24 protein-coding genes and 1 tRNA gene are annotated in these 26121 nt (G+C 61.9%); 11 read left to right on the forward strand and 14 right to left on the reverse strand.

The window, feature by feature from the left end; translation table 11 throughout:
• Nucleotides 1-16: 16 nt before the first annotated feature.
• Genes K419_RS0113820 through nadA form a run of 3 tightly spaced genes read right to left on the reverse strand, consistent with a single transcriptional unit; the run spans nt 17 to nt 2239 of the window.
• The gene (locus K419_RS0113820; protein ID WP_084154233.1) at nt 17-703 is read right to left on the reverse strand and encodes an endonuclease III domain-containing protein; all 687 of its coding nucleotides are present in this window, start codon (nt 701-703) and stop codon (nt 17-19) included.
• Between the two features lie 43 nt (nt 704-746).
• Complete coding sequence (locus K419_RS0113825) at nt 747-1280, reverse strand: gamma carbonic anhydrase family protein (RefSeq protein WP_026842119.1); 534 nt, start codon at nt 1278-1280, stop codon at nt 747-749.
• Between the two features lie 44 nt (nt 1281-1324).
• Nucleotides 1325-2239 carry a quinolinate synthase NadA gene (gene nadA / locus K419_RS0113830; RefSeq protein WP_026842120.1) on the reverse strand — a complete coding sequence of 305 codons (915 nt, stop codon included), beginning with the start codon at nt 2237-2239 and terminating at the stop codon, nt 1325-1327.
• Nucleotides 2240-2438: 199 nt separating this feature from the next.
• On the opposite strand from nadA, the gene tatB reads away from it, so the two are divergent.
• Nucleotides 2439-2765 carry a Sec-independent protein translocase protein TatB gene (gene tatB, locus K419_RS0113835; RefSeq protein WP_012531947.1) on the forward strand — a complete coding sequence of 109 codons (327 nt, stop codon included), beginning with the start codon at nt 2439-2441 and terminating at the stop codon, nt 2763-2765.
• 176 nt (nt 2766-2941) lie between these two features.
• Entirely contained in the window at nt 2942-3361 is a 420-nt protein-coding gene (locus K419_RS0113840; protein WP_026842121.1) for a hypothetical protein, read from the forward strand.
• Between the two features lie 25 nt (nt 3362-3386).
• Here the strand turns inward: K419_RS0113840 and K419_RS0113845 are convergent, their stop codons facing one another.
• The 8 genes from K419_RS0113845 to K419_RS0113880 all read right to left on the reverse strand — a co-directional run bounded on the left by K419_RS0113845 (nt 3387) and on the right by K419_RS0113880 (nt 9324).
• Nucleotides 3387-3575 (reverse strand): hypothetical protein, encoded by a 189-nt coding sequence (locus tag K419_RS0113845; RefSeq protein WP_026842122.1) that lies wholly within the window; start codon nt 3573-3575, stop codon nt 3387-3389.
• Between the two features lie 106 nt (nt 3576-3681).
• Nucleotides 3682-4533 (reverse strand): tol-pal system protein YbgF, encoded by an 852-nt coding sequence (ybgF, locus tag K419_RS0113850; RefSeq protein WP_026842123.1) that lies wholly within the window; start codon nt 4531-4533, stop codon nt 3682-3684.
• Nucleotides 4534-4608: 75 nt separating this feature from the next.
• Nucleotides 4609-5217, reverse strand: a complete 609-nt coding sequence (pal, locus tag K419_RS0113855; protein ID WP_026842124.1) for a peptidoglycan-associated lipoprotein Pal — start codon at nt 5215-5217, stop codon at nt 4609-4611.
• Between the two features lie 123 nt (nt 5218-5340).
• Nucleotides 5341-6564: a Tol-Pal system beta propeller repeat protein TolB gene (gene tolB / locus K419_RS0113860; RefSeq protein WP_026842125.1), complete on the reverse strand. Its 1224-nt coding sequence runs from the start codon at nt 6562-6564 to the stop codon at nt 5341-5343.
• Nucleotides 6561-7328, reverse strand: coding sequence for an energy transducer TonB (locus K419_RS0113865; protein ID WP_026842126.1), 768 nt, complete (start codon nt 7326-7328; stop codon nt 6561-6563). Before K419_RS0113865 ends, tolB begins: the two co-directional genes overlap by 4 nt.
• Nucleotides 7325-7744 carry a protein TolR gene (gene tolR / locus K419_RS0113870; protein ID WP_012531940.1) on the reverse strand — a complete coding sequence of 140 codons (420 nt, stop codon included), beginning with the start codon at nt 7742-7744 and terminating at the stop codon, nt 7325-7327. The genes K419_RS0113865 and tolR overlap by 4 nt, the downstream gene beginning before the upstream one ends.
• Before the next feature lie 3 nt (nt 7745-7747).
• Nucleotides 7748-8422 carry a protein TolQ gene (tolQ, locus tag K419_RS0113875; protein ID WP_012531939.1) on the reverse strand — a complete coding sequence of 225 codons (675 nt, stop codon included), beginning with the start codon at nt 8420-8422 and terminating at the stop codon, nt 7748-7750.
• Nucleotides 8423-8544: 122 nt separating this feature from the next.
• Nucleotides 8545-9324: a carbon-nitrogen family hydrolase gene (locus K419_RS0113880; RefSeq protein WP_026842127.1), complete on the reverse strand. Its 780-nt coding sequence runs from the start codon at nt 9322-9324 to the stop codon at nt 8545-8547.
• A 197-nt stretch (nt 9325-9521) separates the two neighbouring features.
• Between K419_RS0113880 and hemW the strand changes: the two genes are divergently transcribed.
• The 7 genes from hemW to K419_RS0113915 all read left to right on the forward strand — a co-directional run bounded on the left by hemW (nt 9522) and on the right by K419_RS0113915 (nt 18422).
• The gene (gene hemW / locus K419_RS0113885) at nt 9522-10667 is read left to right on the forward strand and encodes a radical SAM family heme chaperone HemW (protein ID WP_026842128.1); all 1146 of its coding nucleotides are present in this window, start codon (nt 9522-9524) and stop codon (nt 10665-10667) included.
• A 110-nt stretch (nt 10668-10777) separates the two neighbouring features.
• Nucleotides 10778-11809, forward strand: a complete 1032-nt coding sequence (gene hrcA / locus K419_RS0113890) for a heat-inducible transcriptional repressor HrcA (RefSeq protein WP_026842129.1) — start codon at nt 10778-10780, stop codon at nt 11807-11809.
• 24 nt (nt 11810-11833) lie between these two features.
• Nucleotides 11834-12400: a nucleotide exchange factor GrpE gene (gene grpE / locus K419_RS0113895; protein WP_026842130.1), complete on the forward strand. Its 567-nt coding sequence runs from the start codon at nt 11834-11836 to the stop codon at nt 12398-12400.
• 144 nt (nt 12401-12544) lie between these two features.
• Entirely contained in the window at nt 12545-14467 is a 1923-nt protein-coding gene (gene dnaK / locus K419_RS0113900) for a molecular chaperone DnaK (protein ID WP_026842131.1), read from the forward strand.
• Between the two features lie 116 nt (nt 14468-14583).
• On the forward strand, nt 14584-15708 hold the full coding sequence (gene dnaJ / locus K419_RS0113905) for a molecular chaperone DnaJ (RefSeq protein WP_026842132.1): 1125 nt from the start codon (nt 14584-14586) through the stop codon (nt 15706-15708).
• Nucleotides 15705-16247, forward strand: a complete 543-nt coding sequence (locus K419_RS0113910; RefSeq protein WP_026842133.1) for a phospholipase D-like domain-containing protein — start codon at nt 15705-15707, stop codon at nt 16245-16247. The genes dnaJ and K419_RS0113910 overlap by 4 nt, the downstream gene beginning before the upstream one ends.
• Before the next feature lie 90 nt (nt 16248-16337).
• Nucleotides 16338-18422, forward strand: a complete 2085-nt coding sequence (locus tag K419_RS0113915; RefSeq protein WP_026842134.1) for a penicillin-binding protein 1A — start codon at nt 16338-16340, stop codon at nt 18420-18422.
• Nucleotides 18423-18530: 108 nt separating this feature from the next.
• Here K419_RS0113915 and gpmA read toward each other — a convergent pair whose 3' ends face one another.
• Nucleotides 18531-19238: a 2,3-diphosphoglycerate-dependent phosphoglycerate mutase gene (gpmA, locus tag K419_RS0113920; RefSeq protein WP_026842135.1), complete on the reverse strand. Its 708-nt coding sequence runs from the start codon at nt 19236-19238 to the stop codon at nt 18531-18533.
• A 40-nt stretch (nt 19239-19278) separates the two neighbouring features.
• Nucleotides 19279-20625 (reverse strand): M23 family metallopeptidase, encoded by a 1347-nt coding sequence (locus tag K419_RS0113925; RefSeq protein WP_026842136.1) that lies wholly within the window; start codon nt 20623-20625, stop codon nt 19279-19281.
• 596 nt (nt 20626-21221) lie between these two features.
• Here K419_RS0113925 and K419_RS0113930 point away from each other — a divergent pair.
• On the forward strand, nt 21222-21755 hold the full coding sequence (locus tag K419_RS0113930; RefSeq protein ID WP_026842137.1) for a DUF3332 domain-containing protein: 534 nt from the start codon (nt 21222-21224) through the stop codon (nt 21753-21755).
• 1022 nt (nt 21756-22777) lie between these two features.
• On the opposite strand, the gene K419_RS0113935 is transcribed toward K419_RS0113930, so the two are convergent.
• A tRNA-Thr gene (locus K419_RS0113935) sits at nt 22778-22853 on the reverse strand.
• Between the two features lie 593 nt (nt 22854-23446).
• Between K419_RS0113935 and K419_RS0113940 the strand changes: the two genes are divergently transcribed.
• Nucleotides 23447-26121 (forward strand): CxxxxCH/CxxCH domain c-type cytochrome (locus K419_RS0113940; RefSeq protein ID WP_026842138.1); only part of this gene is annotated, 2675 nt, incomplete at its 3' end.

Here is a 26121-nt window from a genome sequence, read left to right on the forward strand (position 1 = left end):
GGGTGCTGGGTAAGGGTCAGGGGCGGCCTGCCGCGGGGAAGGGGCAAAATTGGGAGAGCGGGCACCCCGCGCACAGCGGCTTCTTGCGGCAGTGCCGCTTGCACTGCTCGACGATCAGGGCATGGTACTCGTTGAAGAGGGGCACCTCGGCCGGAAGATGATCCATGAAAAGGGCGCGCACCCGGTGGTAGTCGTCCTCTTCCCGCATGAGCCCGAGCCTTGAGAAGAGACGCCTGGTATAGGCGTCGACCACGAAGGAAGGCTTTCCCCCCGCGTAGAGAAGGATCGAGTCGCAGGTCTCGGGCCCGATGCCGCGCACCTCGGAGAGTTCCTCCCGAAGGCCGATCCAGTCCCCCTGGAACATGGCGTCCAGGGAGCCGTAGCGCTCGAAAAGCCAGCCGACAAACCCTTTCAGCCTCGCGCTCTTCACGTTGAAAAAGCCAGAGGGGCGTATCAACTCGGCCAGCCGCCCCTCATCGATCTCCCGGAGCGCCTCTGCCGAGAGGAGCCCCTCTCGTTTCAGGTTTACTATTGCCTTTTCGACGTTGAGCCAGTTGGTGTTCTGGGTCAGGATGGCGCCGACGCAGACCTCGAAGGGGGTGTCGGCGGGCCACCAGTTAAGCGCGCCGTAGCGGCCAATGAGCTTCTCGAAGAGTTCCAGGAGCGCTGCCCGCGTCTGTTCTTTGTCCAGCGTGTCTTTCACGGATTCCTTGCTGCTTGGCCGGGGAGGCTGGCGGCTGCAGCTCCTAGCCGATATCTTCCATGTACTCGCGGGAGTACCTGACGTAGTTCCCGGCGGAGCGGGCGAGCCAGGCGATCTCGCTCTCGGTTAAGTCCCGCTTGTACTTCGCGGGGGACCCGACCCAGAGGGTGCCGGGGGGGATGACGGTCCCCTCGGTGACCAGGGCGCGCGCGCCTACCAGGGCCCCCTTGCCGACCACGACCTTGTCCATGATGATGGCCTGCATCCCCACGAAGGCGCCGTCCTCGATGGTGCAGCCGTGCAGGGTCACGCTGTGGCCGACGGTGACGTCGTTGCCGATGATGAGCGGCGCCCCGGGGTCCTCAGGGTTCTTCTTGTGGGTCACGTGCAGCATGGAGAGGTCCTGGATGTTGGTCCGGTCACCGATGCTGATGAAGTTTACGTCCCCGCGGACCACGCAGTTGTACCAGATACTGGCTTCCTTGCCGATGCTGACTTCGCCGATGATGACGGCGGTTTCGGCTATGAACGCGGAGGGGTCTATCTTGGGGGCGATACCCTTGAACGGTCGGATCATATGGGCTCCTGTCGCTTACGGGAAGTCTGGTGCTCTGGGGCCGGCTAGTCTCTAGGAATGGCGAGCATCCGGTCCAGGGCGCGCTTGGCGGGGATACGGATATCTTCCGGGACCTTGACCACGGGCTTCATATGCTGCAGCGCCTCGCAGACGTCCTCCAGGGAGGTGAGCTTCATGTTGGGGCAGATGAGCGCCGGGGAGGCGAGGATGAATTCCTTGTCCGGGTTCTCACGCTTGAGCCGCCACAGTATCCCTGCCTCGGTCCCGATGATGAAGCGCTTGGCGCCGCTCTTCTTGCAGTAGTCGTACATCCCGGTGGTGGAGCAGACATGGTCTGCCAGTTCGACCACCTTGGGGTTGCATTCGGGATGGCAGACGAAGGGGGCGTCGGGGTTCGCCTGTTTCAGCTCCTTGACCACCTCGGGCCTGAGCCGCTCGTGGGTCGGGCAGTACCCTTCCCAGAGGTGGAACTTCTTGTCGGTGAAGCGGGCGATGTAGCTCCCCAGGTTGCGGTCAGGGGCGAAGATGATCTCCTTTTCGCTCATCGACTGGACCACTTTCACGGCGTTCGCGGAGGTGCAGCAGATGTCGCTTTCGGCCTTGACCGCGGCGGAAGAGTTCACGTAGGTGACCACCGGCACGCCGGGGAACTGCGACTTCATTTCCCTGAGTGCCTCGACCGAAACCATGTCGGCCATGGGGCATCCCGCGTCGAGGCGGGGGAGGAGTACCGTTTTTTCAGGAGCCAGGATGGAGGCGGATTCGGCCATGAAGTGGACGCCGCAGAATACGATCACCTCCGCATCTGTCTTTGCCGCTTCGATGGAAAGTGCCAGCGAGTCGCCGGTTATGTCTGCTACTTCCTGCACCTCGTCACGCATGTAGTTGTGAGCGAGAAGTACTGCATTGCGCTCTTTGAGAAGCGCTTTAATATCGGCTTTTAAAGTTTCCTGCGTCATATTCATCACCGCCAAAACTAGTTCATTGGGAATACATATGGTAAACAGCACCGATAGTAGACAATGTTAAGGTTCCTGTCAAACCAATTAAGGGTGCAGATTAGCACGCTTGACACCGGAGGGTAAAACCTCTATTATTTTTTGAAATTTCCCTAAGTACAGCGCGTGTTTAAACAGCAAACCAAGCGAGGTAGATAGAATGTTCGGAATAGGGATGCCTGAGCTGGTCATTATTTTGGTAATCGCTTTGATAGTCATAGGCCCTCAGAAGCTCCCTGACCTTGCCAAATCGCTTGGCAAAGGGCTTGCCGAGTTCAAGAAGGCGACCGACGACTTCAAACAGACCATCGAGGCCGACAGCAGGACGGAAGAGGAGAAGGAGCACCTGGCCAAGCTCGCCGAGGCGAAGCGCAAGGCGGAAGACGAGCAGGCCAAGGCTGCGGAGGAACTCAGGGTCAAGGTGGAGGGGGCGGCAGCCGCACCTGCGGCACAGGCGGCCAAGGCCGAGGCGGAAAAAACCGCCTGAGAGCTTCAAATCCTCGCTGCTGCAAAAAAAAGGGAAAGACGGGTCAACTCGCCTTTCCCTTTTTAGTTCCTGATAGCTATGCTCTTCCGCTGACTGGGTGCGAGAAATCCCCCCGTTTTCCCTGCTACCGGCCTGGAGAAGCCGGTATTGTCCCGCATTCCATTTGAGGGTGACCCATGTTCAACTGGTTCCGCAAAAAACAGGAGAATCTCGTCTTCAAGGATAACGCCTCCGCGTTCGCGCATGCCTGCTCGATCGGATACACGCCGCTCATAGGGGGATTGGTCCCGGCCCTCGTCGAGGAAGATGCCGGGCTTGGACGCGACGGCGAGCGCACCTTCCTGATCAGCATCGCCGGGCCTCATGGGGCCATGAAGATCTGGAGCTGCACCCTCAAGGAATCGAAGTCCTACCCAAAAGAGGGGGACTTCGTCGGCTTTCGCATCGTCACCATCGCCCCGGACGTTCCCGAGCCCGCCAACCTCATAGGGTACATAGCCTGCCGGCTGGAGCCCGTGCTGGTGCCGGGGAAGGGGTGGGCGGCGGCGATAAGCTACACCCCCGACAACATCAAACCCGCCATCCGGCTCGGTTGAGCCTCCGGCCAACCAGCCCCGGCTGCTATCCCTTCGATACAACCAGCTCGGCCACGACAGGTTCGCTGTCCCAGGTGACTTCCGGGTACAGGGACTTGTCGAGGCGCAGGTAGGTCCCGTCCACGCCGGTCTCGGCCCACCAGCATTCGGAACCCTTGATGGGAAGCTTGTCGAAGAGGTAGAGATCGTTGTTTTTGTCTCGGGCGAGGAACATGGGCGACTCCTTGTCTGTCCTGAATGTTTTATGGGATGACCCGGTGAGAAACGGCACGGCCCCCCTGTTGCGGCAGGAGGGCCGTATTACCGTGGGCGTCTGCGGGCTATTTGATCTTGTATTTCTCTCTGGCGATCTTGGCCTCTTCCGACTTCGGATGCTCTTCCACCAGTTTTTTCAGGATGTAGTTGGCGCTCTTGCTGTCGCCCAACTCCCTGAAGGCCATCCCCTGCTTCAGCATGGCGGCGGGAGCCTTGTCTTTGTCGGGGTAGTTCTTGATCACGTTCTGGAACTCGAGCACCGCGTTCTCGAACTTCTTCTCGGCGTAGTAGCTCTCGCCGATCCAGTACTGGGCGTTCGCTGCCAGGTTGTGCTTGGGGTGATGCTCCAGGAAGCTTGAAAAGAGTTCCCGCGCCTTGGGGAGGTTCCCCTCCTTCATCGCCTCGTACCCCTTCTGGTAGAGGTACTCGGGCGCCTGCTGCAGTTCGGCCTCCTTTTTCGCCTGCTCCTCGACCCCCTTTTCCATCTTGGCCATCCGCTCCTCGAGTGCGGCAAGACGCTTGGTCAGGTCTTCTTTCAAGAGCGCGATGTCGTCAGCCGGCTTCTGGGCCAGGATGCGCACGTCGTCCACCTTGCCGGTCAAAAGCTGCATGTCGACCCGGGCGCTCTCCAGGGTCGCCTGAAGGTCGGCGCCCCCCTTCCTGATTCCCGCCATCTCCTTCTGGAACCCGGACATGTCGGACTGCAGGGATTCGAGGCTCTGGCGGTAACCTGCCAGCGATTTCTCCACCCCGTCCCTTACTTCGGCGCGCACCTCGTTCAACCCCTTCTCCATGGTGAAGAGGCGGTTCTTCATCTCGTCCGAGTCGCGGCGCACCGATTCGAGTTCACTCTGGCTGGCGCAACCGAAAAAGGCGAGCAGTACCAGTGACCCCAGTGCCACTCTCATTGCCTGCATGACAAACCTCCTGTGATCCTGCTGCTCTATAAAAAAAGGAGCCCTGAGGCTCCTTTTCGGCAGGAACTGCTTGAGTTACTTGACGATGACGAATTCATCCCTTCTGTTCTTGGCCCAGGCCGACTCGTCGTGACTCGGGTCGGCGGGCTTCTCTTCGCCGTAGCTTATGGTGGAGAGACGGTCGGAGGCGATGCCCAGGTTGACCAGGTAGTCCTTGGCGGACTTCGCCCTTCTTTCGCCCAGCGCCATGTTGTAGTCGTCGGAGCCGCGCTCGTCGCAGTTACCCTCGATGCGCACCTTGGTCCCGGCCTGACGGTTCAGGTACTCGGCGTTTTTGGAGAGGGAACCGCGTGCTTCTTCCGAAAGATCGGAGGAGTCGAAGTTGAAGTAGACCTTCTGCAGCTCTAACTGGACTTCCTGCGCCGCGCCCTTGCCGGCATCTTTGGCGGTTTCCTGGGCCACGGGTTGCTCGCGGCTGGGAGTGGTCTCGGTGATGGGCTGCTGCGCAGCAGGGGCCTCAGGCCGTGCCTGCTGCGGCGTCGCCGGGGCAGGTGCCGGAGCGGGGGCTGACTGGGCAGCCGAAATCGGCTCCTCTGTTTTCACGACGTTCTTTTTAGCGCAGCCGGCCGAAAGAAGTGCACCGAAAGTCAGAACAACCAGGGATCCCAGAATCATCTTGCGCATTATCCCACTCCTTTTTTAGATAGAATACGTGCCGCTCCTCATGAGCGTGCCGTGGTTAAAAAACGAAGGAAAGTATACCCACCTTTTCCGAGTTAATCAACGATTCAAAATGTACCGGTATCTTTACCAATTTACCGACCATGTCGGATGGGAATTCTGGGACTTGTTGGGGGATACCCTGGTCTGGCCGCTCCCGTCGGCGCGCATCAGGTAGATCGCCTCGGCGCCGTCGCGGGTGGAGCTGAAAACGATGAAGCGGCCGTCCGGCGAGAAGCGGGGGTGCTCGTTGCTGCCTGCGCTGGTGAGTTGGGTGTCCTGGGTGCCGTCCGGATTGATGGCGTAGATCTGGAACCCGCCTCCTCCCTGGCGCGCGTACACGATCCGGTCCCCTTTAGGCGACCAGCGGGGCGTGACGTTGTAGGCGCCGTTGGTGGTGAGCCGGTGCACGTTGCCGCCGTCCGCATTCATTATGAACACCTGGGGTTTGCCCAGGCGGTCGGAGACGAAGACGATGCGGGAGCCGTCCGGCGACCAGGCCGGGGAGACGTCGATGGCGTGGTTGTTGGTGAGCCGCGCCAGCTCCTTTCCGTCCCGCGAGATAAGGTAGATCTCGGAATTGCCGTCCTTGCTCATCACCATGGCTATTTTGCTGCCGTCGGGGGAGTAGGCGCCCATTGCGTTCAGGCCGCTTCGGGAGGAGATGCGCGCCTCTAGCCCGGTGAAGAGTTCGCGGCGGTACAGGTCCGGGTTCCCTTTCTTGTAGGAGGTGTAGATGATCTCCTTGCCGGAGGGGGCGAAGTCGGGCTTCAGGTTGATGGAGCCGTTGTTGGTGAGCCTCTGCGGGTTGTGCCCGTCATAGTCCATGACGAAGATCTCCTTGTTGCCGGAGACCTTGGTCACGTAGGCGATCTTGCCGGTGAAGGGACCTTTTCCCCCGGTCACCGCGCGCAGCACCTCGTCGGAGAAGGCATGCCCCATGCGGCGCAATTCCTTGGACGACCCGCTGTAGCGCTTGGCGGTGATCTCGCGGTTCAGCACCCGGTCCACCAGCCGGCACTCCAGGGTGATGTTGCCCCCCTGCGCGCTGTAGGAACTTTTCAGGATCAGGTCGGCGCCCGCGCCGTCCCCGGAGACCTCGAAGGGGCCGGCCAATCCCAGGTCCATCCCGAACAGCTCGGAGAGCTCCTTGGACACCTCCGGGGGCACCTGCCCGGCGAGGCCCGTGGCGGGGGCCGGGAAGAGCTTGAGCTTGCGGCTCACCGGGGCCGTTACGTCTATATATCCCTCTGCCGCCTGTGTCATTTGAGGCGCCAGGAGCAGCAGGGCCAACAGCATTATTATTCTCATCTGATACCAACCCCTTCCGGTCTGAAGCGGAACATGCGCTTGAACGGCGCGCCGCCCGGCGGTGGAACCAGCGATTTGCCGGCCAGCGTCACGGCCCGATGGACCGCATCGTCAAAAAGCGGGTCCCCGGATCCCTTTTCCACGTGGTATTCCGCAATCCTGCCGTCGCCCGACACGGTGATGGTTGCGATCACCTGCGGCGACTTGGTCTGCGAGACCATGACTTCCTTGAGTGCATCCTTGAGGCGGGACTGGAGGTACGAGGGGTAGTCGCTCCCCGCCTCGGTTCCCTTGGCCCCGGGCATCCCGGTCTGCTGGCCTCCCCTCTTCCTCAGCCGCTCCATGACCTCGGCCTGCCGTTTATCCTGGGCGGCCCGCTCCAGTTTCGCCAGCCGCTCGTTGAACTCCTGCGCCTGGGCCGCGGGGTTCGCCGGCCCGGACTTCCCCTTGGGCTCCGCCGCCGGAGCCTTGGCCGCAGGTTTCGCCGGTTTGGCGGGCTGCACCATGGCCGGTGCAGCAGGCGCGGCGGGCGGGGGAGGGGCGGCTTCCTTCTCCGCCTCGGCCGCAGGCGCGGGGGTGCCGGCCTGAGGCGAGGCGACGGGGAGGGTTACCATGTCTACGTAGGTGACCGGGGTGTCGTCCGGATGGAACTCCGGTGAGAGTTGCCACTTGGCTATTATCAGAAACACGACCAGGTGGCAGACGAAGGAGAGCGCGAACATCCCCTGCGGCCCCGGGTATCGGCGTGTCAGCTGTTTTCTCATCGCCGCTGCGGGGACTCCGTTACCATGCCGAGCCGCTCGACTCCCGCCCCCTTGATCTGGGCCATCACCTTCACGACCTCGCCGTAGGGGACCGCTTGGTCAGCCTTTAAGAAAACTTCGCGTTTCTCCCGGCCGGCCAGCATCGAGGTGAGCTTCTCTTTGAGCTGGTCTTGGGAGATTTCCGAGGAATTGATGAAGGTTTTGCCGGACTGCTCCAGGGAGACCACCAGCGTGTCCTCCTTGGGGGCCAGCGCCTTGGTGTCCGCCTTGGGGAGGTTCACCTGGACCCCCTGCTGCATCATCGGTGCGGTGACCATGAAGATGATCAAGAGCACCAGCATGACGTCGACCAGCGGCGTCACGTTGATCTGCGACATGGTGCCGCGGTCGCCGTTATCCCTGTTGCCGAACTCCATGGCTTATCTCCCCGCGAAGTTGCGCTGCACGATGTTGAGGAACTCGGTGGAGAAGCTGTCCATCTCCGAGATGAGCACCTTGATCTTGTGCTGGAAGTGGTTGTACCCCATGACGGCGGGTATAGCAGCTACCAGGCCGATGGCGGTGGCGATGAGCGCCTCGGCGATGCCCGGGGCGACGACGGCGAGCGAGGCGGAACCGGTCTGGCCGATCTTCTCGAAGGCGGTCATGATCCCCCAGACGGTGCCGAAGAGGCCGATGAAGGGGGCGGTGGCGCCCGTCGTGGCCAGGAAGGTCAGGTACTTTTCCAGGCGGGTGATCTCGGAGGTGGTGGCGCGGCGCAGGGCGCGGGCGATGTTGTCGATCCCCCCCAGGTCGGTACTGATGCTGGTGGGGTCGGCCTTCTCCTCAATCTTTTCCTGGAGCTTCTTCAGCTCCCCGTACCCTTCCTGGAAAAGCACGGTAAGGGGGGAGTTGGCGAAGCGGTCCAGCTGGCCGCTGATGGCGTCGAAGCGCTTGGCCTTCCAGAAGAAGTCGAGAAAGCGCTCGGAGGCGCCGTTGGCGCGGGAGACCTGCAGCAGCTTGTAGAAGATGATGCCCCAGGAGACGACCGAGAAATAGAGCAAAAGGAAAAGAACCAGTTTTACGACCAGGCCGGTCGAAGCGAACATGCCCACGGAAGATACCTCCGGTTAATGGTGATCAAACAGGGAAAATATGCTTTACGCAATGCGAAGTCAACTGTAAAGAAAGCGCGCGCGGGGTCGCGGGATTACCCTTCCCGGCCCCCGGGCTCTATTTAATAGCACTCCGGACGCCGGTCCTGGAAGCAGGTTATGCTCTGGCGCCACTTTTCCATCTCGGCTGGGTCGAGCAGAGCCGTCGGCTCCGCGTTCTCGTACCCCGCCTCCGCGAGGACCTCCCCCTTGGGGCCGAGGATCATGCTGGAGCCGAAGAAGTCGAGCTTGCCGATGACCCCGCAGGCATTGGCCGCTATCACGAAGAGCTGGTTCTCTATGGCGCGCCCCTTCAAAAGCCCCCGCCAGTGCTCTTCGCGCGGCTTGGGCCACTCGCCGGGGACCACGATGATGTCGGCGCCGTCGACCGCCAGCCTGCGCGCCAGTTCCGGAAAGCGGAGGTCGTAGCAGATCATGACGCCGATCTTTCCCACGCTGGTCTGCGCCAAAAGGACCGAGTCGCCGCGGTCCAGGTGGCGGTCCTCCCCCATCAGCGAGAAGAGGTGCATCTTGCGATAGCTCCCTGCGACCCTGCCGCGGTCCACTACGTAGGCGGTGTTGAATACCTTGTCTCCGTGCGGCTCGGGGAGGCTGCCGATGACGGTCAGGGAGAGTTCGGCGGAGAGTGCCTGCAGCTTCTCGACGATCCCGGGAGTGCGCGTGGCCAGCTGGTTCAGCTCCCGGTAGGCGAAGCCGCAGCTCCACATTTCCGGCAATACGGCCAGCTCCACCCCCTGGGCGGCCAGGCGGCGCAGCGCTTTTTCGGCATAGGCCAGGTTTTGGTCTACCTCCGCAAGAGCGATGTTGAACTGGACCGCAGCAGCCTTGACGCTTTTTTGCATGTTCTCCCTCCTTCAGGAAAAGTATCGCCGCATGTCAGCCTGGCCGGATATGGCGGCCACCGGCGGCCGGCGAGTTTCGGAGTGTAATCCGAGTCCCTGTCGATTTCAAGCAAGTTCCTGCAGTTGTCGGCTGTTTTGCGTGACAAAAAGGGGGGCGATCTGCTAGATGTTGACCTTGAGCCATAAAGGAGCCCCCGATGCGTGCCGGACTGTACCTGCATTTCCCCTTTTGCCTGAAAAAGTGCCTCTACTGCGACTTCAACTCGACTCCCGCCTCAGGCGACGACCACCGGGAGTACGTAGAGCTGCTCCTGAAAGAGATGGCGCTCAGGCAAGCGGCGCTTCCCGAGCCGGTCAGCGCCCCGACCCTTTACCTCGGGGGGGGGACCCCGTCCCTGATGGCGCCGGAACTGGTGGGGCTGATCGTCGCCGCGGCGCGAGACAACTTCTCGCTGGCGCCTGACGCCGAGGTCACCCTGGAGGCGAACCCGGGGACGCTCACGCCCGAGCGCCTGCAGGGGTACCGGATGGCCGGGGTCAACCGCCTGTCGCTGGGGATCCAGTCCTTCGAGGACCGCCTTTTGCGGCGGCTGGGGCGCGTGCACAGCTCCGCCGAGGCCCTCTCCGCCTTCCAGGATGCGCGCGGCGCCGGTTTCGACAACATCAGCATCGACCTGATGCACTCCCTGCCGGGGCAGTCCCTTTCTCAGTGGCGCGAGGCGCTCAAGCTTGCCGTCTCGCTTGCTCCCGAGCACGTCTCCGCCTACGCGCTCTCCATAGAGGAGGGTACGCCGTTCGAGCGGCTCCACGAGGAGGGGGCGCTCGCGCTTCCATCCGACGAGGAGGCGGCCGCGATGTTCGAGGCGACCGCGGACGTTCTCTCCGCGGCCGGGTACCGCCACTACGAGATCTCCAACTACGCGAAACCCGGACGCCATTCCCGCCACAACTCCGCCTACTGGAACCGGACAAGCTACCTGGGCTTTGGCGCCGGCGCGCATTCGTTCTGGAACCCCGACGGGCTCGGGCGCCGCTGGAAGAACCCCGGCGGTGCGGCGGCGTACGCCGCGGGGATCCAGGCCGGGCTCCCCGTGGACGAGGAGCCGGAGCAGCTGACCCTGGAGGACGCGCTTTCCGAATGCTTCTTTCTGGGCCTGAGGATGCTCGACGGGCTCGACCTGGCTCCGCTTTACGAGCGCTACGGGGAGAGCGCGCTGGCGCCGCACCTCAAGCAGGTGGCGGCGCTGGAAAAAAGGGGCGCCCTCACCCGGGAAGGGAGCCGCATCCGCATCTCCCCCGGCGCCGTCATCCTTGCCAACAGCATCTTCTCCAGCTTCGTCTAATTTCCCCTCCAATACCGACTCCCCCCTTGACAAAGCAGGGGGGCATTGCTAACTTGAAGCGCGTTAGCACTCGAACTTTTTGAGTGCTAATCGCTTTTGAGGTAAGAGATATGGAAGAGCAACTTTCCGAGCGCAGCAAACGCATCCTCGAGGCGGTGATCGAGGACTACATCGCGACAGCCGAACCTGTTGGCAGCAGGACCATAACGCGCAGCCATGCGCTGGCTCTCTCCCCGGCTACGGTGAGAAACGTCATGTCGGACCTGGAGGAGATGGGGCTTCTCACCTCCCCGCACACCTCCGCCGGGCGCATCCCGACCGACAAGGCCTACCGCCTGTACGTCAACTCGATTCTCGAGGTGAAGAACCTCGCCCGGGACAACCGGGAGGAGATCAGAAGGCGTTGCCGGATGGCGGGAAAGGATCTCGCCGAGGTGCTCAAGGAAACCAGCCGGCTCCTCTCCTCGACCTCCAGCTACATGGGGGTGGTGATGGCGCCGCACCTGGGCGCTAACGTCTTTCACCAGATGGAATTCGTCAAGCTGTCGAGCCGCAGGGTGCTTGCCATCCTGGTCTCGCAAAACGGCACGGTGCAGAACCGGCTCCTGGAGACCGGCGAGGAGATCGCGCAGGAAGACCTGGTTCGGATGGCCAACTACCTGAACGGTATGCTGCAGGGGCTCACCATTGCCCAGGTGCGCGAGAGGCTTTTAAGCGAGATGCAAAGCGAGAAGGTGCGCTACGACACCATGATGGCGCGGGCGCTCACCCTTTCGCAGCAGACCATACAGGCCGATGGTGCCGAGATCTTCCTGGAAGGGCAGGCGAACATCCTGGAGCAGCCCGAATTCGCCGACACGGCAAAAATGCGGGAGATCTTCCGCACCTTCGAGAAAAAGAGCATGCTCTTGGATCTTTTGGACCGTTCCCTGTCGGCCGGGGGGGTGCAGATCTTCATAGGCTCGGAGTCGAACCTCCTCAAGATGGAGGGGATGAGTCTCGTCACTTCCACCTACATGACCGGGAAGGACACGGTAGGGGTCCTCGGGGTGATAGGTCCTACCCGCATGGGGTACGGCAGGGTGATCCCCATCGTTGATTACACAGCCAAGCTGATCAGCCGTCTGCTCGAAGTCGAGTAGCGGAATAAAGGAGAAAAGAAGCGGATGGACAAGAAAAAGCACGATTCGCACCAGCATGAGAAGAAGGCGGACGCGTCGCAGGAAAAGGTCGAAGTGGCGCAGCCGCTTTCCGACGCAGACCGCATCAAGGAACTTGAAGAGGCGCTGGCAGCCAAGGGACTCGAATCGGCAGCCAACTGGGACAAGTACCTGCGCGAGCGGGCCGACCTTGAGAACTACAGGAAGCGGGTGCAAAAGGAGAAGGAAGAGATCCTCAAGTACGGCAAAGAGGAGGTCATAATGGAGATCCTCCCGGCGCTGGACAACCTGGAGCGCGCCATCGACCACGCCAACGAAGAGTCGGCGATCGTCGAGGGGGTGAGGCTGACCCTCAGCATGCTCCTCTCCGCACTGAAGAAGTTCGGAGTGACCCCGGTCGAGACGCCGCAAGGGGCCCCCTTCAACCCCGAGTTCCACCAGGCCATGGGGCAGGTGGCGAGCGCCGACCAGGAGCCGAACACCATAGTCGCCGTGTTCCAGAAGGGGTACCTCCTAAACGAGCGCCTGCTCCGCCCGGCCATGGTCACCGTCGCCGTCAAGCCTGCGGCTTAACGGCAGATTGAGATAAAGACTAAGATTTAGAAGCTGCTTTGACTTAGTTTTAATTTTGTCTTTATCTTTTTTTTCTCTCCCCTTGTTTTTCGACCGGGGGATGACTAGGTTGCAAATACAGTTACCAAACTAGGAGGCATACACATGAGTAGAGTAATAGGAATAGACCTCGGGACCACCAACTCCTGCGTGGCAGTGATGGAAGGTGGGGAACCGGTTGTCATAGCGAACGCAGAAGGTAGTCGCACCACTCCTTCCATGATCGCCTTCGCCGAAAGCGGGGAGCGTCTGGTGGGGCAGCAAGCCAAGCGCCAGGCCGTCACCAACCCGGAAAACACCCTGTACGCCATCAAGCGCCTGATCGGCCGCAAGTTCGAAACCGAGGCGGTCAAGAAGGACATCGCCATCTCCCCGTTCAAGATCGTGAAGGCCGACAACTCCGACGCCTGGGTCGAGGTGCGGGGCCAGAAGTACTCGCCCCCCGAGATCTCGGCGATGGTGCTGCAGAAGATGAAGAAGACCGCCGAGGACTACCTGGGCGAGGCCGTCACCGATGCGGTCATCACCGTCCCCGCTTACTTCGACGACTCCCAGCGCCAGGCGACGAAAGACGCCGGCAAGATCGCCGGCCTCAACGTGCTCCGCATCATCAACGAGCCGACCGCGGCGGCGCTGGCCTACGGTCTCGACAAGAAAAAGGACGAGAAGATCGCCGTATTCGACCTGGGCGGCGGCACCTTCGATGTCTCCATCCTGGAACTCGGCGAGGGGGTCTTCGAGGTGAAGTCCACCAACGGCGACACCTTCTTAGGCGGCGAGGACTTCGACCAGAAGATCATCGACCACATAGCCGACGAGTTCAAAAAGGACCAGGGGATCGATCTCCGCGGCGACAAGATGGCACTGCAGAGGCTGAAAGAGGCGGGCGAGAAGGCGAAGTGCGAACTCTCCACCTCGCTTGAGACCGACATCAACCTCCCCTTCATCACCGCCGACGCCTCGGGTCCCAAGCACCTGACCATGAAGCTCACCCGCGCGAAGCTCGAATCCATCTGCGCCGAGCTGATCGCCAAGCTGGAAGGCCCCTGCCGCACCGCACTCAAAGACGCCGGGCTCTCCGCCTCCGACATCGACGAAGTCATCCTGGTCGGCGGCATGACCCGCATGCCGATCGTGCAGAAGAAGGTGCAGGACATCTTCGGCAAGGTCCCCAACCGCGGCGTGAACCCCGACGAGGTGGTCGCCATCGGCGCCGCCATCCAGGGGGGCGTTCTGCGCGGCGACGTGAAGGACGTGCTCCTGCTCGACGTCACCCCGCTTTCCCTGGGGATCGAGACCCTGGGGGGCGTATTGACCAAGCTGATCGACAAGAACTCCACCATACCCTGCAGAAAGAGCCAGGTGTTCTCCACCGCCGCCGACAACCAGCCCGCGGTCAGCATCCACGTGCTGCAGGGCGAGCGCGAGATGGCGGCAGACAACAAGACGCTCGGCAACTTCGAGCTCTCCGGTATCCCGTCCGCTCCCCGCGGCGTTCCGCAGATCGAGGTGACCTTCGACATCGACGCCAACGGCATCGTCCACGTCTCCGCCAAGGACCTCGGCACCGGCAAGGAGCAGTCCATCCGCATCACCGCTTCCTCGGGCCTTTCCAAGGAGGAGGTCGAGAAGATGGTGCGCGAGGCCGAGGCGCACGCGGCCGACGACAAGAAAAAGCGCGAGCTGATCGAGGCGAAGAACCAGGCGGACAACCTGATCTACCAGACCGAGAAGTCCCTGACCGAGTTCGGCGACAAGATCGACGCCTCCGAAAAGCAGAAGATCGAGGAAGGGGTCGCAGCCCTCAAGAAGGCCCTGGAAGGAAGCGACGCCGACGAGATCAAGAAGGCGAGCGACTCCCTGATGCAGGCTTCCCACAAGCTGGCCGAGGCGGTCTACGCCAAGACCCAGGGCGCGGGCGCCGAGGGTGGCGAGCAGCCGCACGGCGAGCAGGAGGCCGGCGGCGCAGCCAAGGGGGAGAAGGTCGTCGACGCCGACTTCGAGGAAGTGAAGGACGACAAGAAGTAAGAAAAGGTTGCAAACACGGGGCGCTTTGATAGAAGATGGCGCCTGCATGAAAATAAAGCGCGCAACGGGCAGCGTCTCATTAGGGGACGCTGCTCTTTGTGTTACGAGGGCATACATTGGCAAACGGTGAAAAACAGGATTACTACGAACTCCTCGAAGTGAACAAGAACGCCTCCGAGACCGAGATCAAGAAGGCGTACCGGCGGCTGGCCATCAAGTACCACCCGGACAAGAACCCGGGGGACAAGGCGAGCGAGGACAGGTTCAAGGAGATCTCCGAGGCGTACGAGGTACTCTCCGACGGCGAGAAGAGGGCGCGCTACGACCAGTTCGGCCACGCCGGCGTCAACGGCAACGGCTTCTCCTCGGGGGGCTTCGGCGGTTTCGGCGCTTCCCCCTTCGGCGACATCTTCGGCGACATCTTCGGCGAGGTATTCGGCGGCGGGAGGCAGAAGGGGTCGCGCGGCAGAAGGGGCGACGACCTGCAGTACAACCTGGAGGTGACCTTCGAGGAGGCCGCCTTCGGTGCCGAGAAAAAGATAGACATCCCCTACTCCAAGCGCTGCGACGCCTGCGGCGGTTCGGGCGCGAAGCCCGGGACCACCCCGAAGACCTGCCCCACCTGCCAGGGTGCCGGGCAGATGCGTTTCCAGCAGGGTTTCTTCAGCGTGAGCAAGACCTGCTCCCATTGCAACGGCGAAGGGCGGGTGGTCGAGCATCCCTGCCCCACCTGCCGGGGGGCAGGGACGGTACGGGACAAGAAGACCATCTCGGTGAAGGTTCCTCCCGGGGTGGAGACCGGCATCCGGCTGAAGCTCTCCGGCGAAGGGGGGCAGGGGGCCAAAGGGGGGGGCAACGGCGACCTGTACGTGGCGCTCACCGTGCGCGAGCACCCGCTTTTCCGGCGCGAGGACAACGACGTCATCTGCGAGATCCCCATCAGCTTCACCCAGGCGGCCTTGGGGTGCGAGATAGATGTGCCGACGCTCGACGGCAAGGTGGGGATGAAGATACCCGAAGGTACCCAGTCCGGCGCCGTCTTCAGGATGCGCGGCAAGGGTGTCCCGGCGCTGCAGGGGTACGGGCGCGGCGACCACCTGGTGGTCGCCAAGGTGGAGACCCCGACCAACCTGAACCGGCAGCAGCGCGACCTTTTGGAGGAGTTCGCCCGCATCAGCGGCGAGGACGTGAACCCCATGCGCAAGAACTTCTTCTCCAAGGTCATGGACATCTTCACTTGAGAAAGGCCCTGCAGACGGGATCGGCGTGGGCGCTTGCGGCGCTTTTGCTTGCCCCCCATCCCGTCCCCGCTGCCCCCCTGCAGCCCGAGGGGGCAAAGGCCGTCCTTCTGGCCGACGCGGCTTACGACGGCGCGCTCGTAAAGCGGATCCGCGAGGCGAAAAGGCGCATCATCTGCGCCTTTTACCTTTTCAAGGTGGGGGAGCGCCGGGACAACCTGCCGAAGGCTTTGGCGAAGGAGTTGATCCAGGCCGGAAAGCGCGGCGTGGAGGTGACCGTGATCCTCGAAGGGGGGAAGCCGGTCGCACGCGAGAACCGGGCCGCGGCAGGGGCTCTTGCCCGCGGCGGGATCCGGGTGGTCATCCCCGGGGGGAGGCGCGTCACCCATGTAAAGGCGGTGGTGATCGACGGGCGCTACGTCATGATCGGGAGCCACAACCTGAGCCACGCGGCGCTTTCCCGAAACCGCGAACTCTCGCTCCTGGTGGACTCGCCGGAGTTGGCCGCGCAGACCGCGAAATACCTGGAAGGGATACGGTAACAAAGCCGTCTTCCCCTCCATTGCAGCAAGCGCCCCACCCGCTGATCCCCTCCCGAGGGGAGGGGGGACGATGCAAAAGGAGCAAACAACGTGCTCTCCGACAGGCACTCTTTCCTCAAGGCCCTCAGGCACCTCATCCCCTTCGCCGTCCTTTTGGCTTTCAGCCTCTCTCTAGCCGCGCCCGCCGGGGCGCAGATCGCCACCTACCCGCAGCTGCCCCACGGCTACAGCTCGATCCGGGTCTTCGACAACCAGCAGCGTTTCGTGGGGCGGATCATGCCAAGCCAGCGCTACTGGGTCGGCATCGAGCGCATCCCGGTCTTCTTGAGAAACGCGCTCATCGCCACCGAGGATGCCCGCTTCTACCAGCACCAGGGGATCGACGTGCGCGGCATCGCGCGCGCACTGGTAAAGGACGTGGTCAAGGGGAGGCTCGCCGAGGGGGGCTCGACCATCACCCAGCAGCTCATCAAGAACAAGTACCTCTCCGGCGAGAAGTCGATCGACCGCAAGGTCAAGGAGGTGCAGCTCGCCATCGATTTCGAGAAGAAGTACACCAAGGACCAGATCCTGGAGATGTACTTCAACGAGATCTACTTCGGCAACGGGGCCTGGGGGGTTGCGCAGGCGGCGCGCCTTTATTTCGACAAGAACCCGGAGGAGCTGACCGAGGCGGAATGCTCCCTATTGGCGGGGGTCCCCAAGAACCCGGGGCGCTACAACCCTCTGGGGGATACGGCCAAGGTGAGCGCGCGCCGCAGCACCGTATTGAAGCGGATGCTGGACGTCAAGATGATCACTCCCGCGCAAAAGCGCGCCATCGAGGCGCACCCTGCCACCGTGATCAAGTCGGGGCAGGCCCAGGGGTACCTCGACCTGGTGCGCCGGCAACTGATGGAGCGCTACGGTGCGAAGGTCGTCGAGCAGGGGGGGCTGGACGTGATCGCCGCGCTCGACCTCGACCTGCAAAAGCACGCGGAACAGGTGCTGCGCGAGGGGGTGAAGAAGGTGAACCCCAACCTGCAGGGGGCACTGTTGAGCCTCGATCTGAAAACGGGGGACGTCCTGGCCGCCGTCGGCGGGACCGACGGGAAGGTCGGTTTCAACCGCGCCTTCTCGGCGAAAAGGCAGCCGGGTTCGGCCATCAAGCCGCTCATCTTCGCCGATGCGCTTGAAAACGGCTTTACCGCGGGGAGCATCCTCGACGACCACCCGGTCGCCTACAACCGCGGCAACGGTCAAATCTGGAAGCCGCAGAACTACGAGCGGAAGTCGTACGGCGAGCTGTCGCTTCGGCAGGCGCTCGCGCACTCGAACAACGTGATCACCGTGAAGCTCCTCGACGCCATCGGGGTCAACAACTTCGTCGGCTTCGCGGGAAGCCTCGGGCTTTCCCTTCGTAACCCGAACGACCTGTCGCTTGCGCTTGGGACCGACGAGGTGACGCTGAACGACCTCGTCTCCGCCTACACGCCGTTTGCCAACGGAGGCTTCCGCTCCGAGGCGCGCACCATCATCCGCGTCTTCGACCGCAGCCGCCGCGCCTGGACCGAGAACCCGCCGGTGGTGGAGCCAGTCCTGCCGCCGGTCACCGCCTACGTGACCACCGAGATGATGAAGGACGTGCTGGAATACGGGACCGCGAAGGGGCTGAAGAAATTCGCCTCGCAGCGCCCGGCGGCCGGCAAAACCGGTACCACCGACGACTATCGCGACGCCTGGTTCGTAGGCTACACCCCCCAGATCATCACCGGCGTCTGGGTCGGCTACGATAAGCCCAAGCCGGCGGGGAGAGGGTTCACCGGCGGCGCCGTATCCGCCCCGATCTGGGAGCGGTTCATGCGGCTGGCCACGGCCGGCAAACCCGCGGTCGACTTCCCCAAACCAGATGGCGTGGTCAGCGCCACCATCGACCCGACCACCGGGGAGCTTGCCACCCCCAACTGCCCGACCACCAGGGAGGAGTTCTACATCGTGGGGACCGAGCCGACCAAGTACTGCTCCAAGCATGGCGGCGACGGCCTGGAGCATGTGGCCCCGGAACCGCAGCCCCAGCCGGAGCAGCCTGAGCAGCTGACCCCGCCGGAGCAGCCGGAGGCGGCAACGCCGGAAGCGGAGGCGCCAGTGCAGGGGCCCGAGGGGCAACCGCAGGAGCCTGGGGCGCCCCAAGAGTAAGATCGCATGGCGGCCTCTTGCTCCGCGCGGAGATGCTGTCACAAGCAAAAACAAAAGGGGATAAGCCCATCAGGACTTATCCCCTTTTGTTTGACCGATGGGTTGGAGTTAGCCATCCTGCGCCAGGTCTTTCAGGTAGTAATGGCGGATAGGTTTCATGTCCCGGTCCAGTTGGTACACCAGCGGGCTTCCGGTCGGGATCTCCAGCCCCACGATGTCATCGTCGGATACCTGGTCCAGGTACTTGATCAGCCCCCGCAGGCTGTTGCCGTGCGCCGCGATCAGTATCCGCTTTCCTTGCTGCAGGGCCGGGACCGCCTGCTGCTGCCAGAAGGGAAGCACGCGCTCGACCGTGTCCTGCAGGCACTCCGTGCTGGGGAGGAGCTCTCCCGGCAGGGAGTGGTAGCGCGGGTCGAACGACGGGTGCCGCTGGTCTCCCTCCGCAAGCGCCGGCGGCCGCACCTTATAGCTGCGCCTCCAAAGTTTCACCTGCTCGTCCCCGTACTTTTGCGCGGTCTGCGCCTTGTTCAGCCCCTGCAGCGCGCCGTAATGCCTCTCGTTCAGGCGCCACTCCTTGTGCTCCGGAATCCACATCAGGTCCATCTGCTCCAGCACGATCCAAAGCGTCTTTATCGCCCGCTTCAAGAGGGAGGTGAAGGCCAGGTCGAAGACCAAGCCGTGCTCCTTCAGGAGCAGTCCCGCGTTGCGGCTCTCCTCCTCCCCCCGCGGGGAGAGGTCCACGTCGGTCCACCCGGTGAAGAGGTTCTCCTTGTTCCAGACGCTTTCGCCATGCCGTAGCAGCACCAGTTGATGCATCCTTTACCTCCGCTGTCTCTATACCGCCCCATCCATCTCCCTACTTCGCGGCCCCGGCGGCCGCAGCCGCGGCTTCCCTTGCATCCTTCAACTTGTCCGTGACGTTGTTCTTGATCCAGGACGGGTCCCACCATTCGATTGGGTTCACCTCCTGGCCCGACACCACCACTCCGAAATGCAGGTGGTCCCCCCCCGCCAGCCCGGTGTCCCCGGTGTCGCCGATGATGTCCCCTTTTTTTACCTCGTCCCCTTCCTTCACGCCGATCCGGCTCAGGTGGCCGTACAGGCTCTGCAACCCCATCCCGTGGTCGATGATGATGCACTGGCCGTATATCCCCAGGTCATCGGCATACACCACCTTGCCGCGGTTGGCAGCGGGGACCTTGGCGTGGGAGAGCGAGGCCAGGTCGATTCCCAGGTGATGTTGCTGGTCCACCTCTTTCCCCTGGTAGTAGTAGCTGCGCAACTGGTTGAAGCTGCCGCGCGGGGCGGAGTTGGGGAGGCGCATAAACTCCCCTTCCCAAAGAGGGGTGGGGGAGGTTTTCAGGCTGCACTGCTGCAGGATCTTCGCGTCGCTTTGCCGTACCTCGCGGTTCACCTTCAGGTACAGCTCGAGCGGGTTCGTTATCTGAGGGAAGCGGTCCTTGAACTCGGTGAAGACCTTTTCCAGGAAGGCGTCGCTCAGCTCGATGCGGTCTTTGGGGAAGGATTTGGCCAGGATCCGGTAATAGATCCCGGTAAAACGTTCGTTCCCCGCCTGGTCCACCGCAAAGATTTTGGGGATGAAACGCTCCGGCGGGACGTCGCAGGGGAAGGGGAACAGGGAGGCGTAGTACCCTTCGGGCTGCTTGTAGCCGGGATAGAACCTGTCCGCGAAGGTGACGCCGGTCTTGACCACGTCCCGGTTCAGCGTGTAGGCGGCCAGGGCGGAGCCTCCCGGTGAGACGTTATGCGCGGTGCTGAGCACGGTTACCACGGGGGGCTTGTTCTGCACCACGAACTCCAGCGCGACCGAGGTGCTGTTGCCCGAGCCGAACCTGAAGACGGAGCGGTCGGCAGTAGATATCCGCAGCGTCACCGGGCCCTCTTTCAGTCCGGGGGGGGGCGGGAGCCGGAAGGTCTCCTTCGCGTCGGTGGTCCCGGCGGCGTACACCTTGTTCAGGATGGTGAAGTTCTTTTCTCCCTGCACCGCCTGCACGTTCAGGGACTTGAGGCCCGAAGCGCGGTCCCGCAGGGTCAGGATCAGGTCTGCCCTGGAGGCGATGGGGCCCGGGCGACGGGAAAGCGCCAGGGCCGGGCCGGAGGTGTCGACGAAGTAATAGATCCCGATCCCTGCTGCGATGGCGACAAACAAGAAAAATAACCCGAGGATTGCCGAAGTTCTCATGGGAGGCCCCCGTTTTCAGCGCTGTAGTTTGTACCCGGCACATTCAGCTTGGCAGGGCGGCTTTTGCCGGGATACGCGGCCCGGGGTATTGGCCCCGGTTAATGCACCAACGGATTCTAGCATCCACACTTTCAAAGTCCAGTCTCCACGCTGTTGTTGGACGATGTCTTCTCAAGCAGCAATTGCAGCTAAGAGTCATAGCTGCGGTGCACATGCTCAAAATAAAATTTGACACTCTCTGTAAATTTCGCTGATGGGTGGTATAGTTAAGCACAGCTAGCTAGCTGTAACAGGATCTCGGAAAAAGGAGGTAGCAACATCGAAGGAGACTCCACCGAAGAGAATTCCAATTACAAGACAGAAGTAAAGGATCCGGTGCGAGCAGCACTGGAGTGACCCCTGCAACGAGGGATCGAACAAGCAAAAGAGGCCCGCGAACCAGAGCAGGCCTCTTTTCTTTTCCACCTCGCGGCAAAGTGTGGTAGCTGTGACAATCATCGGATGTCGAGAGCAGACGTAAAAAGAGAACTTCGCCCCGCAATGAGGATGGGGAGCGGGATAGATAGCATGAATCATAAAAACCAAGGGAGGAAATCATGAAAAGAGTAACAGCAGCGGTACTTGCCATGGTCATCGCCATGGCTTCACTTCAGGGATGCTACGGTAAGATGGCCCTGACCAGGAAGGTGTACCGGGTGAACGGCGAGGTGCACGACAAGTTCCTGCGCAGCCTGGTCACCTGGGTCTTCATCATCGTCCCCGTGTACGGCATAGCGGCGCTTGTCGACTTCGTGCTGTTCAACACCATCGAATTCTGGAGCGGCAACAACCCCGTGGCGCAAGGCGAGAAGAACTTCCAGTACGCTGAAAACGGCGAGCGCTTCCAGGTGAACGCCCGCAAAGACGGCGACAACGTCACCTATACCTTCAACCATTACCGGGGCGATACCTATCTGGACACGCTTTCCATCAACTGGAACGTCAAGAGCGGCAACTCCGTTGCTTCATTCAGGGACCACGGGAGTGTCACACAGTACCAGGCCCAGCGGAGCAAGGGTGGAGTTGAGGTCACCAGCACAGGCATAGGGGCTACGCATAACGCTACGAAGACCGCGGCGGTCTACAACTAGTGGGCTCTATGTCAGTGGGAATTGAACCTGTGTAAATGCGGGGGAGGCCTGGAGAGACAACTTCAGCAGTATATACGGAAATTTTTTTTTACAACAGACTGTTTCTTTCGCGTCAGTGGTGTTAATTTGAAATCAGCTAGCTAGTCAGAGTATCTCGAGCCAAGGAGGTAAACCGTTTTAGAGGAAACTCCACCGATCAGGATTCTCAAAAATTGACGGCTGTAATAGTCCGGAGCTCACAGGCTCCGGCATCCACCCTTGCAAAGGGTTCTCGATGAGAGAGGCCCGCCGAAACCGGCGGGCCTTTCAATTTCGAGGCCCACGCGTTCGTCACCCTCTCCAGCCATCCCGACTCCATTCTACAAAGCTCTCACTGCATACCAGCGGCATCTCCTTATGGGCGCCTTCTTTGCGTCCCCCGGACTGCGCGTCCAGCTGGGGCGCTCGCTGCAGGCGTGGCCGTTCCCTCAAGCGCAAGAACAGTCTGTGCGAGGTGGTAAAAGGCTTGGGTAACTCTGCAGTTGGTGCAGGTTCTCTGTTAGCTGGTGAGGGTTCTCTCATAGGCGGGAGCTGTCTCTGGAGCGGGCAACTGGAGCAGTATACACGCTAAAAAAATATTTCGACAGACTGTTTCTTTGGTGCGACCAGTGATAATGTATGACTCAGCTAGCTAGCTAAGAGAAATCTCGGAATAAGGAGGTAGCCGACCATAGAGGAAACCCCACCGATTAGGATTCTCAAAACTTGAAAGTAGTAACGGTCCGGTCCGCATAGGTACCGGCATCCACCCTTGAAAAGGGTTCCCAATGTAGACGCTACAACCAGAGGCCCGCCGGATTCGGCGGGCCTTTCAATTTTTACTCCAACGGTTTCCCTCCCGTTTTTATCCCGGGCGCGCTCCCCTCGGCTGCAGGTAGCTGGGGGGCAGCCTGGGTTTCGGGCTTATCTTGCGGGGGGCTTTGATCGATGACAGCGAACGTCTGGAAAAAGAAAAGCCCCCTCAATATGAGGGGGCTTTTTTATGGAGCCGAAGAGCGGACTCGAACCGCCGACTTGCTGATTACGAATCAGCTACTCTACCAACTGAGTTACTCCGGCATCTCTCTGTTCTTGCACTAGCTAACCTGCTGGTATCTTTGCCACAACCTGCTGAAAAGCCGGCTGTGAGCAGAGGTATCTTTTAACCTAAAATCAGGTATCCGTCAATGACATTCTGCCGCACGCTCCGGCAAGATAAGAGCCGCTCCGCTACCGGATACTCTTGTCCGCCACACTCCTTTCTGAAAAACATAAAATGGTAACGTTTTGGTTAAATCGCGGTAACTATTGCCGAAACGGGGTTATTTCACCGGCGGCCAGCACCACCTTCGGAAAGCCCACGCCTGGCCCAAATGTCGCCAGAGGTTTTGTTTCTCATCGCAGCAACTCAGTAATTCAATGGTTTACCTTCTTAGTATGAAGCGGCAGGCTGTTTTATCTTATTGACTGAGGGATGTGGGGCATGTTTTTTGCTGCAGGGGGCACACCGTTAGACCAACGCGGCGCAACACGCTACAGGCAAGTGATTCAACATCGCCTGTCACAATGAGCCCGTCGGAAAAGTGAAGTACGGAAAAACAGTTCCTGCAGCTGATAGAGGAGTTACCACAGGCGACACATCTGCAATGGTTGTAATCACTGAGGAGGGAAAGATGTTATCTAAGTATGGAGGACGATGTTTGTTGGGGTTGGCACTTCTGGTGCTGACACTGATGGCGCTTGGTGCCGGACAGGCACAGGCTGCTTCGCAGTACAGCTATGACTGTACCTTCTGTCACCAGATGCCGCCGCTGGATTCCGCCAACGCGAAGAAGGACCCCAACACGGGCGCCATTCCGGGCAACCACCAGGGTCACGCTTCGGCAGCGGTCAATTCCTGCGCCAAGTGCCACGGCGACGTGAGCGGCTACGCCATGGGGCACAGGAACAAGACCATCGAGCTTGCCGACGGCATCGGCTACTCGCGGAAGATCGCAGCCGGGTTCGTGAACCAGACCTCGGTACCGCCGACCCCGATGGGTTCCTGCTCCACCGCGGCCTGCCACAGTAACGGCAAGGGCACCCTGAAGGCGACCCCTGCCTGGGGCGCTGCACCGTTCCAGGCTCCCGGCGACTGCTCCCAGTGCCATGCCGTCGCACCGGCCACCGGCAACCACCCGACCCTCAATAGCAAGCATGCCTCCTACTTCGGCACCGGTACCGGCTCCTGCGTTAAGTGCCATACCGACCACGCGGCGCAGGCGAAGCCCTTCAGCCACGCAACCAGCGCCGGCCGCGCCATCGAAGTGGTGCTCCCCGACGGCGGCTCCTTCGCGGCCAACCAGTGCGCCAACCTCTACTGCCACAGCAACGGCCAGGGTAGCTTCACCCCGCCGACCTGGGGCGCGACCCTTAGCTGCGCCGGCTGCCACGGCGACGCGACCAGCAACACCCTCTCCGGCAAGCACGCCAAACACGTGAACAACGCCGGCTTCCTCGGCACCAACTACGGCTGCGTGGAGTGCCACTCCGCCACCGTGACCGACAACAGCACCATCGGCAACTTCACCAACCACGTCAACAAGAACAAAGACGTTGCGGGCGCCCACGTAGGGACCCCGGTTGCGGGAAGCTGCTCCACCTCTTACTGCCACAGCGATGGCAAAGGGACCCAGAAGAGCGTGACCTGGACCCAGACCCAGGTTCTGGACTGCAAAAGCTGCCACGGCTCCGATGCGGCTCCTGCCTTCGCCTCCGTCGCCGGCGAGCCTAACTACGCCAACGCCGGTATGGACCAACCGCGCGCCAACAGCCACCAAAACCATGTCGTCGGGGCGGCAAACTGCCAGAACTGCCATGGCAGCACCACCGTCGACGGCCTGAGCATCAAGGCCGGCGCTCCGCACACCGACGGCACCCGCAACGTCGTAGCCGGTAACGGCAAGAGCTTCACCATCGTAGGGAACAGCTGCTCCGCAGTGTCCTGCCACGACGGCGGCGGCATCGTAGCAGGCGTAGGGGCTGCCAAATGGGGTCAGTCGCTTGGTTGCGCCGGTTGCCACGGCAACGCAGCAACCCTTACCACCAACGCGCACGCGGCCCACGTTTCCACCAAGGGCTATGCCTGCGACACCTGCCACGCCCAGACCGTTACCGGCAGCACCAACTTCGCGAACAAGGCGCTGCACGGCGACGCGATCGTCGAGGTTGCCGGCGCCAAGGTAACCACCTTTACAGCCGCCACCAAGAACTGCGCCACTTCCTGCCACCTTACCGGCACACCGAAGTGGAACGACTCTACCTCCGGCGCTTGCGGTACCTGCCATAAGGCGCTTTCCACCACCGTGAACGGCCTGGTTTCCAGCAACGCCCACTCCGCCCACTTCACGGCGAGCTACGGCCCGGGCATGAACGGCGCCCTGGCCACCTCCTGCTCCGGCTGCCATACCCCGAACACCGCTGCCAGCCACGCAGACGGCATTGTTAACCTCGCCATCGGCTACAACAAGGTGGGCACCTGCTCCAGCTGCCACAAGCAGTCGACCGACTGGACCACCGGGCGCGTTTCCTGCGAAAGCTGCCACAGCACCGCAGGGGGCCAGCTCTCCGTCATCGGCGCCCTCACCGCTCCGGACAAGACGCTCGCAGCGACCGCGGGCCACGGCAAGGCCGGAATCAACCAGTCCTGCTCCGCTTGCCACGACGCCAACTCCGCACACATCAACGGCGTAGCCGGCGACCAGAAGCGTCTCTTGGGCGCGTTGACCGGCGTGGACAACCAGGAATGTAACTACTGCCACACCGACGCAGTCAAGGTAGCCGGCGCCGCTCTCAACGTGAAGGTGCACCGCCCCACCGGCGCACTCGGCGCCAAGTGCTCCGACTGCCACAACGCGCACGGTACCGCAAACAGCATGATGATTAACGGCACGATCAACGGGACCGCGGTGAGCTTCACCACCGTCAACACCTTCGCCAACGGAGCACGCACCGGCGTCTGCCAGGTCTGCCACACCACGACCCAGTACTTCACCAAGGCCGGCCAGCCGGAGGCGACCCACGTCGACTCCACCACGAACTGCCTCGAGTGCCACCAGCACAACCCGGCAACCGGCCTCGCCTTCGTTCCCAACGGCGGATGCGACGCCTGCCACGGCTACCCGCCGGCTCCGAGAAAGACCATCTCCGCAGTCACCTTCGGCGTTCTCGGCAACTGGTCCACCGCCCGCTTCGAAGACTACTCCGGCGGCGGCGGCGCCCACGTGGTTGCCGCGCACATCAAGAAAGACGCCAAGCCCTCCGAGGGTTGGGCAAACTGCCTCCCCTGCCACAACGGCGGCAACGCAGC

This window comes from Citrifermentans bremense R1 (assembly GCF_000426865.1).
Taxonomy (GTDB): domain Bacteria; phylum Desulfobacterota; class Desulfuromonadia; order Geobacterales; family Geobacteraceae; genus Geomonas; species Geomonas bremensis.

Coding starts and splice junctions, on each gene's coding strand:
- K419_RS0113825 (WP_026842119.1), bottom strand. CDS start 1,280: ATGATCCGACCGTTCAAGGGTATCGCCCCCAAGATAGACCCCTCCGCG.
- nadA (WP_026842120.1), bottom strand. CDS start 2,239: ATGACGCAGGAAACTTTAAAAGCCGATATTAAAGCGCTTCTCAAAGAG.
- ybgF (WP_026842123.1), bottom strand. CDS start 4,533: ATGCAGGCAATGAGAGTGGCACTGGGGTCACTGGTACTGCTCGCCTTT.
- hrcA (WP_026842129.1), top strand. CDS start 10,778: ATGGAAGAGCAACTTTCCGAGCGCAGCAAACGCATCCTCGAGGCGGTG.
- dnaK (WP_026842131.1), top strand. CDS start 12,545: ATGAGTAGAGTAATAGGAATAGACCTCGGGACCACCAACTCCTGCGTG.
- grpE (WP_026842130.1), top strand. CDS start 11,834: ATGGACAAGAAAAAGCACGATTCGCACCAGCATGAGAAGAAGGCGGAC.
- K419_RS0113925 (WP_026842136.1), bottom strand. CDS start 20,625: ATGAGAACTTCGGCAATCCTCGGGTTATTTTTCTTGTTTGTCGCCATC.
- pal (WP_026842124.1), bottom strand. CDS start 5,217: ATGCGCAAGATGATTCTGGGATCCCTGGTTGTTCTGACTTTCGGTGCA.
- K419_RS0113880 (WP_026842127.1), bottom strand. CDS start 9,324: ATGCAAAAAAGCGTCAAGGCTGCTGCGGTCCAGTTCAACATCGCTCTT.
- K419_RS0113930 (WP_026842137.1), top strand. CDS start 21,222: ATGAAAAGAGTAACAGCAGCGGTACTTGCCATGGTCATCGCCATGGCT.
- K419_RS0113840 (WP_026842121.1), top strand. CDS start 2,942: ATGTTCAACTGGTTCCGCAAAAAACAGGAGAATCTCGTCTTCAAGGAT.
- tatB (WP_012531947.1), top strand. CDS start 2,439: ATGTTCGGAATAGGGATGCCTGAGCTGGTCATTATTTTGGTAATCGCT.
- K419_RS0113865 (WP_026842126.1), bottom strand. CDS start 7,328: ATGAGAAAACAGCTGACACGCCGATACCCGGGGCCGCAGGGGATGTTC.
- tolB (WP_026842125.1), bottom strand. CDS start 6,564: ATGAGAATAATAATGCTGTTGGCCCTGCTGCTCCTGGCGCCTCAAATG.
- K419_RS0113845 (WP_026842122.1), bottom strand. CDS start 3,575: ATGTTCCTCGCCCGAGACAAAAACAACGATCTCTACCTCTTCGACAAG.
- tolR (WP_012531940.1), bottom strand. CDS start 7,744: ATGGAGTTCGGCAACAGGGATAACGGCGACCGCGGCACCATGTCGCAG.
- hemW (WP_026842128.1), top strand. CDS start 9,522: ATGCGTGCCGGACTGTACCTGCATTTCCCCTTTTGCCTGAAAAAGTGC.
- gpmA (WP_026842135.1), bottom strand. CDS start 19,238: ATGCATCAACTGGTGCTGCTACGGCATGGCGAAAGCGTCTGGAACAAG.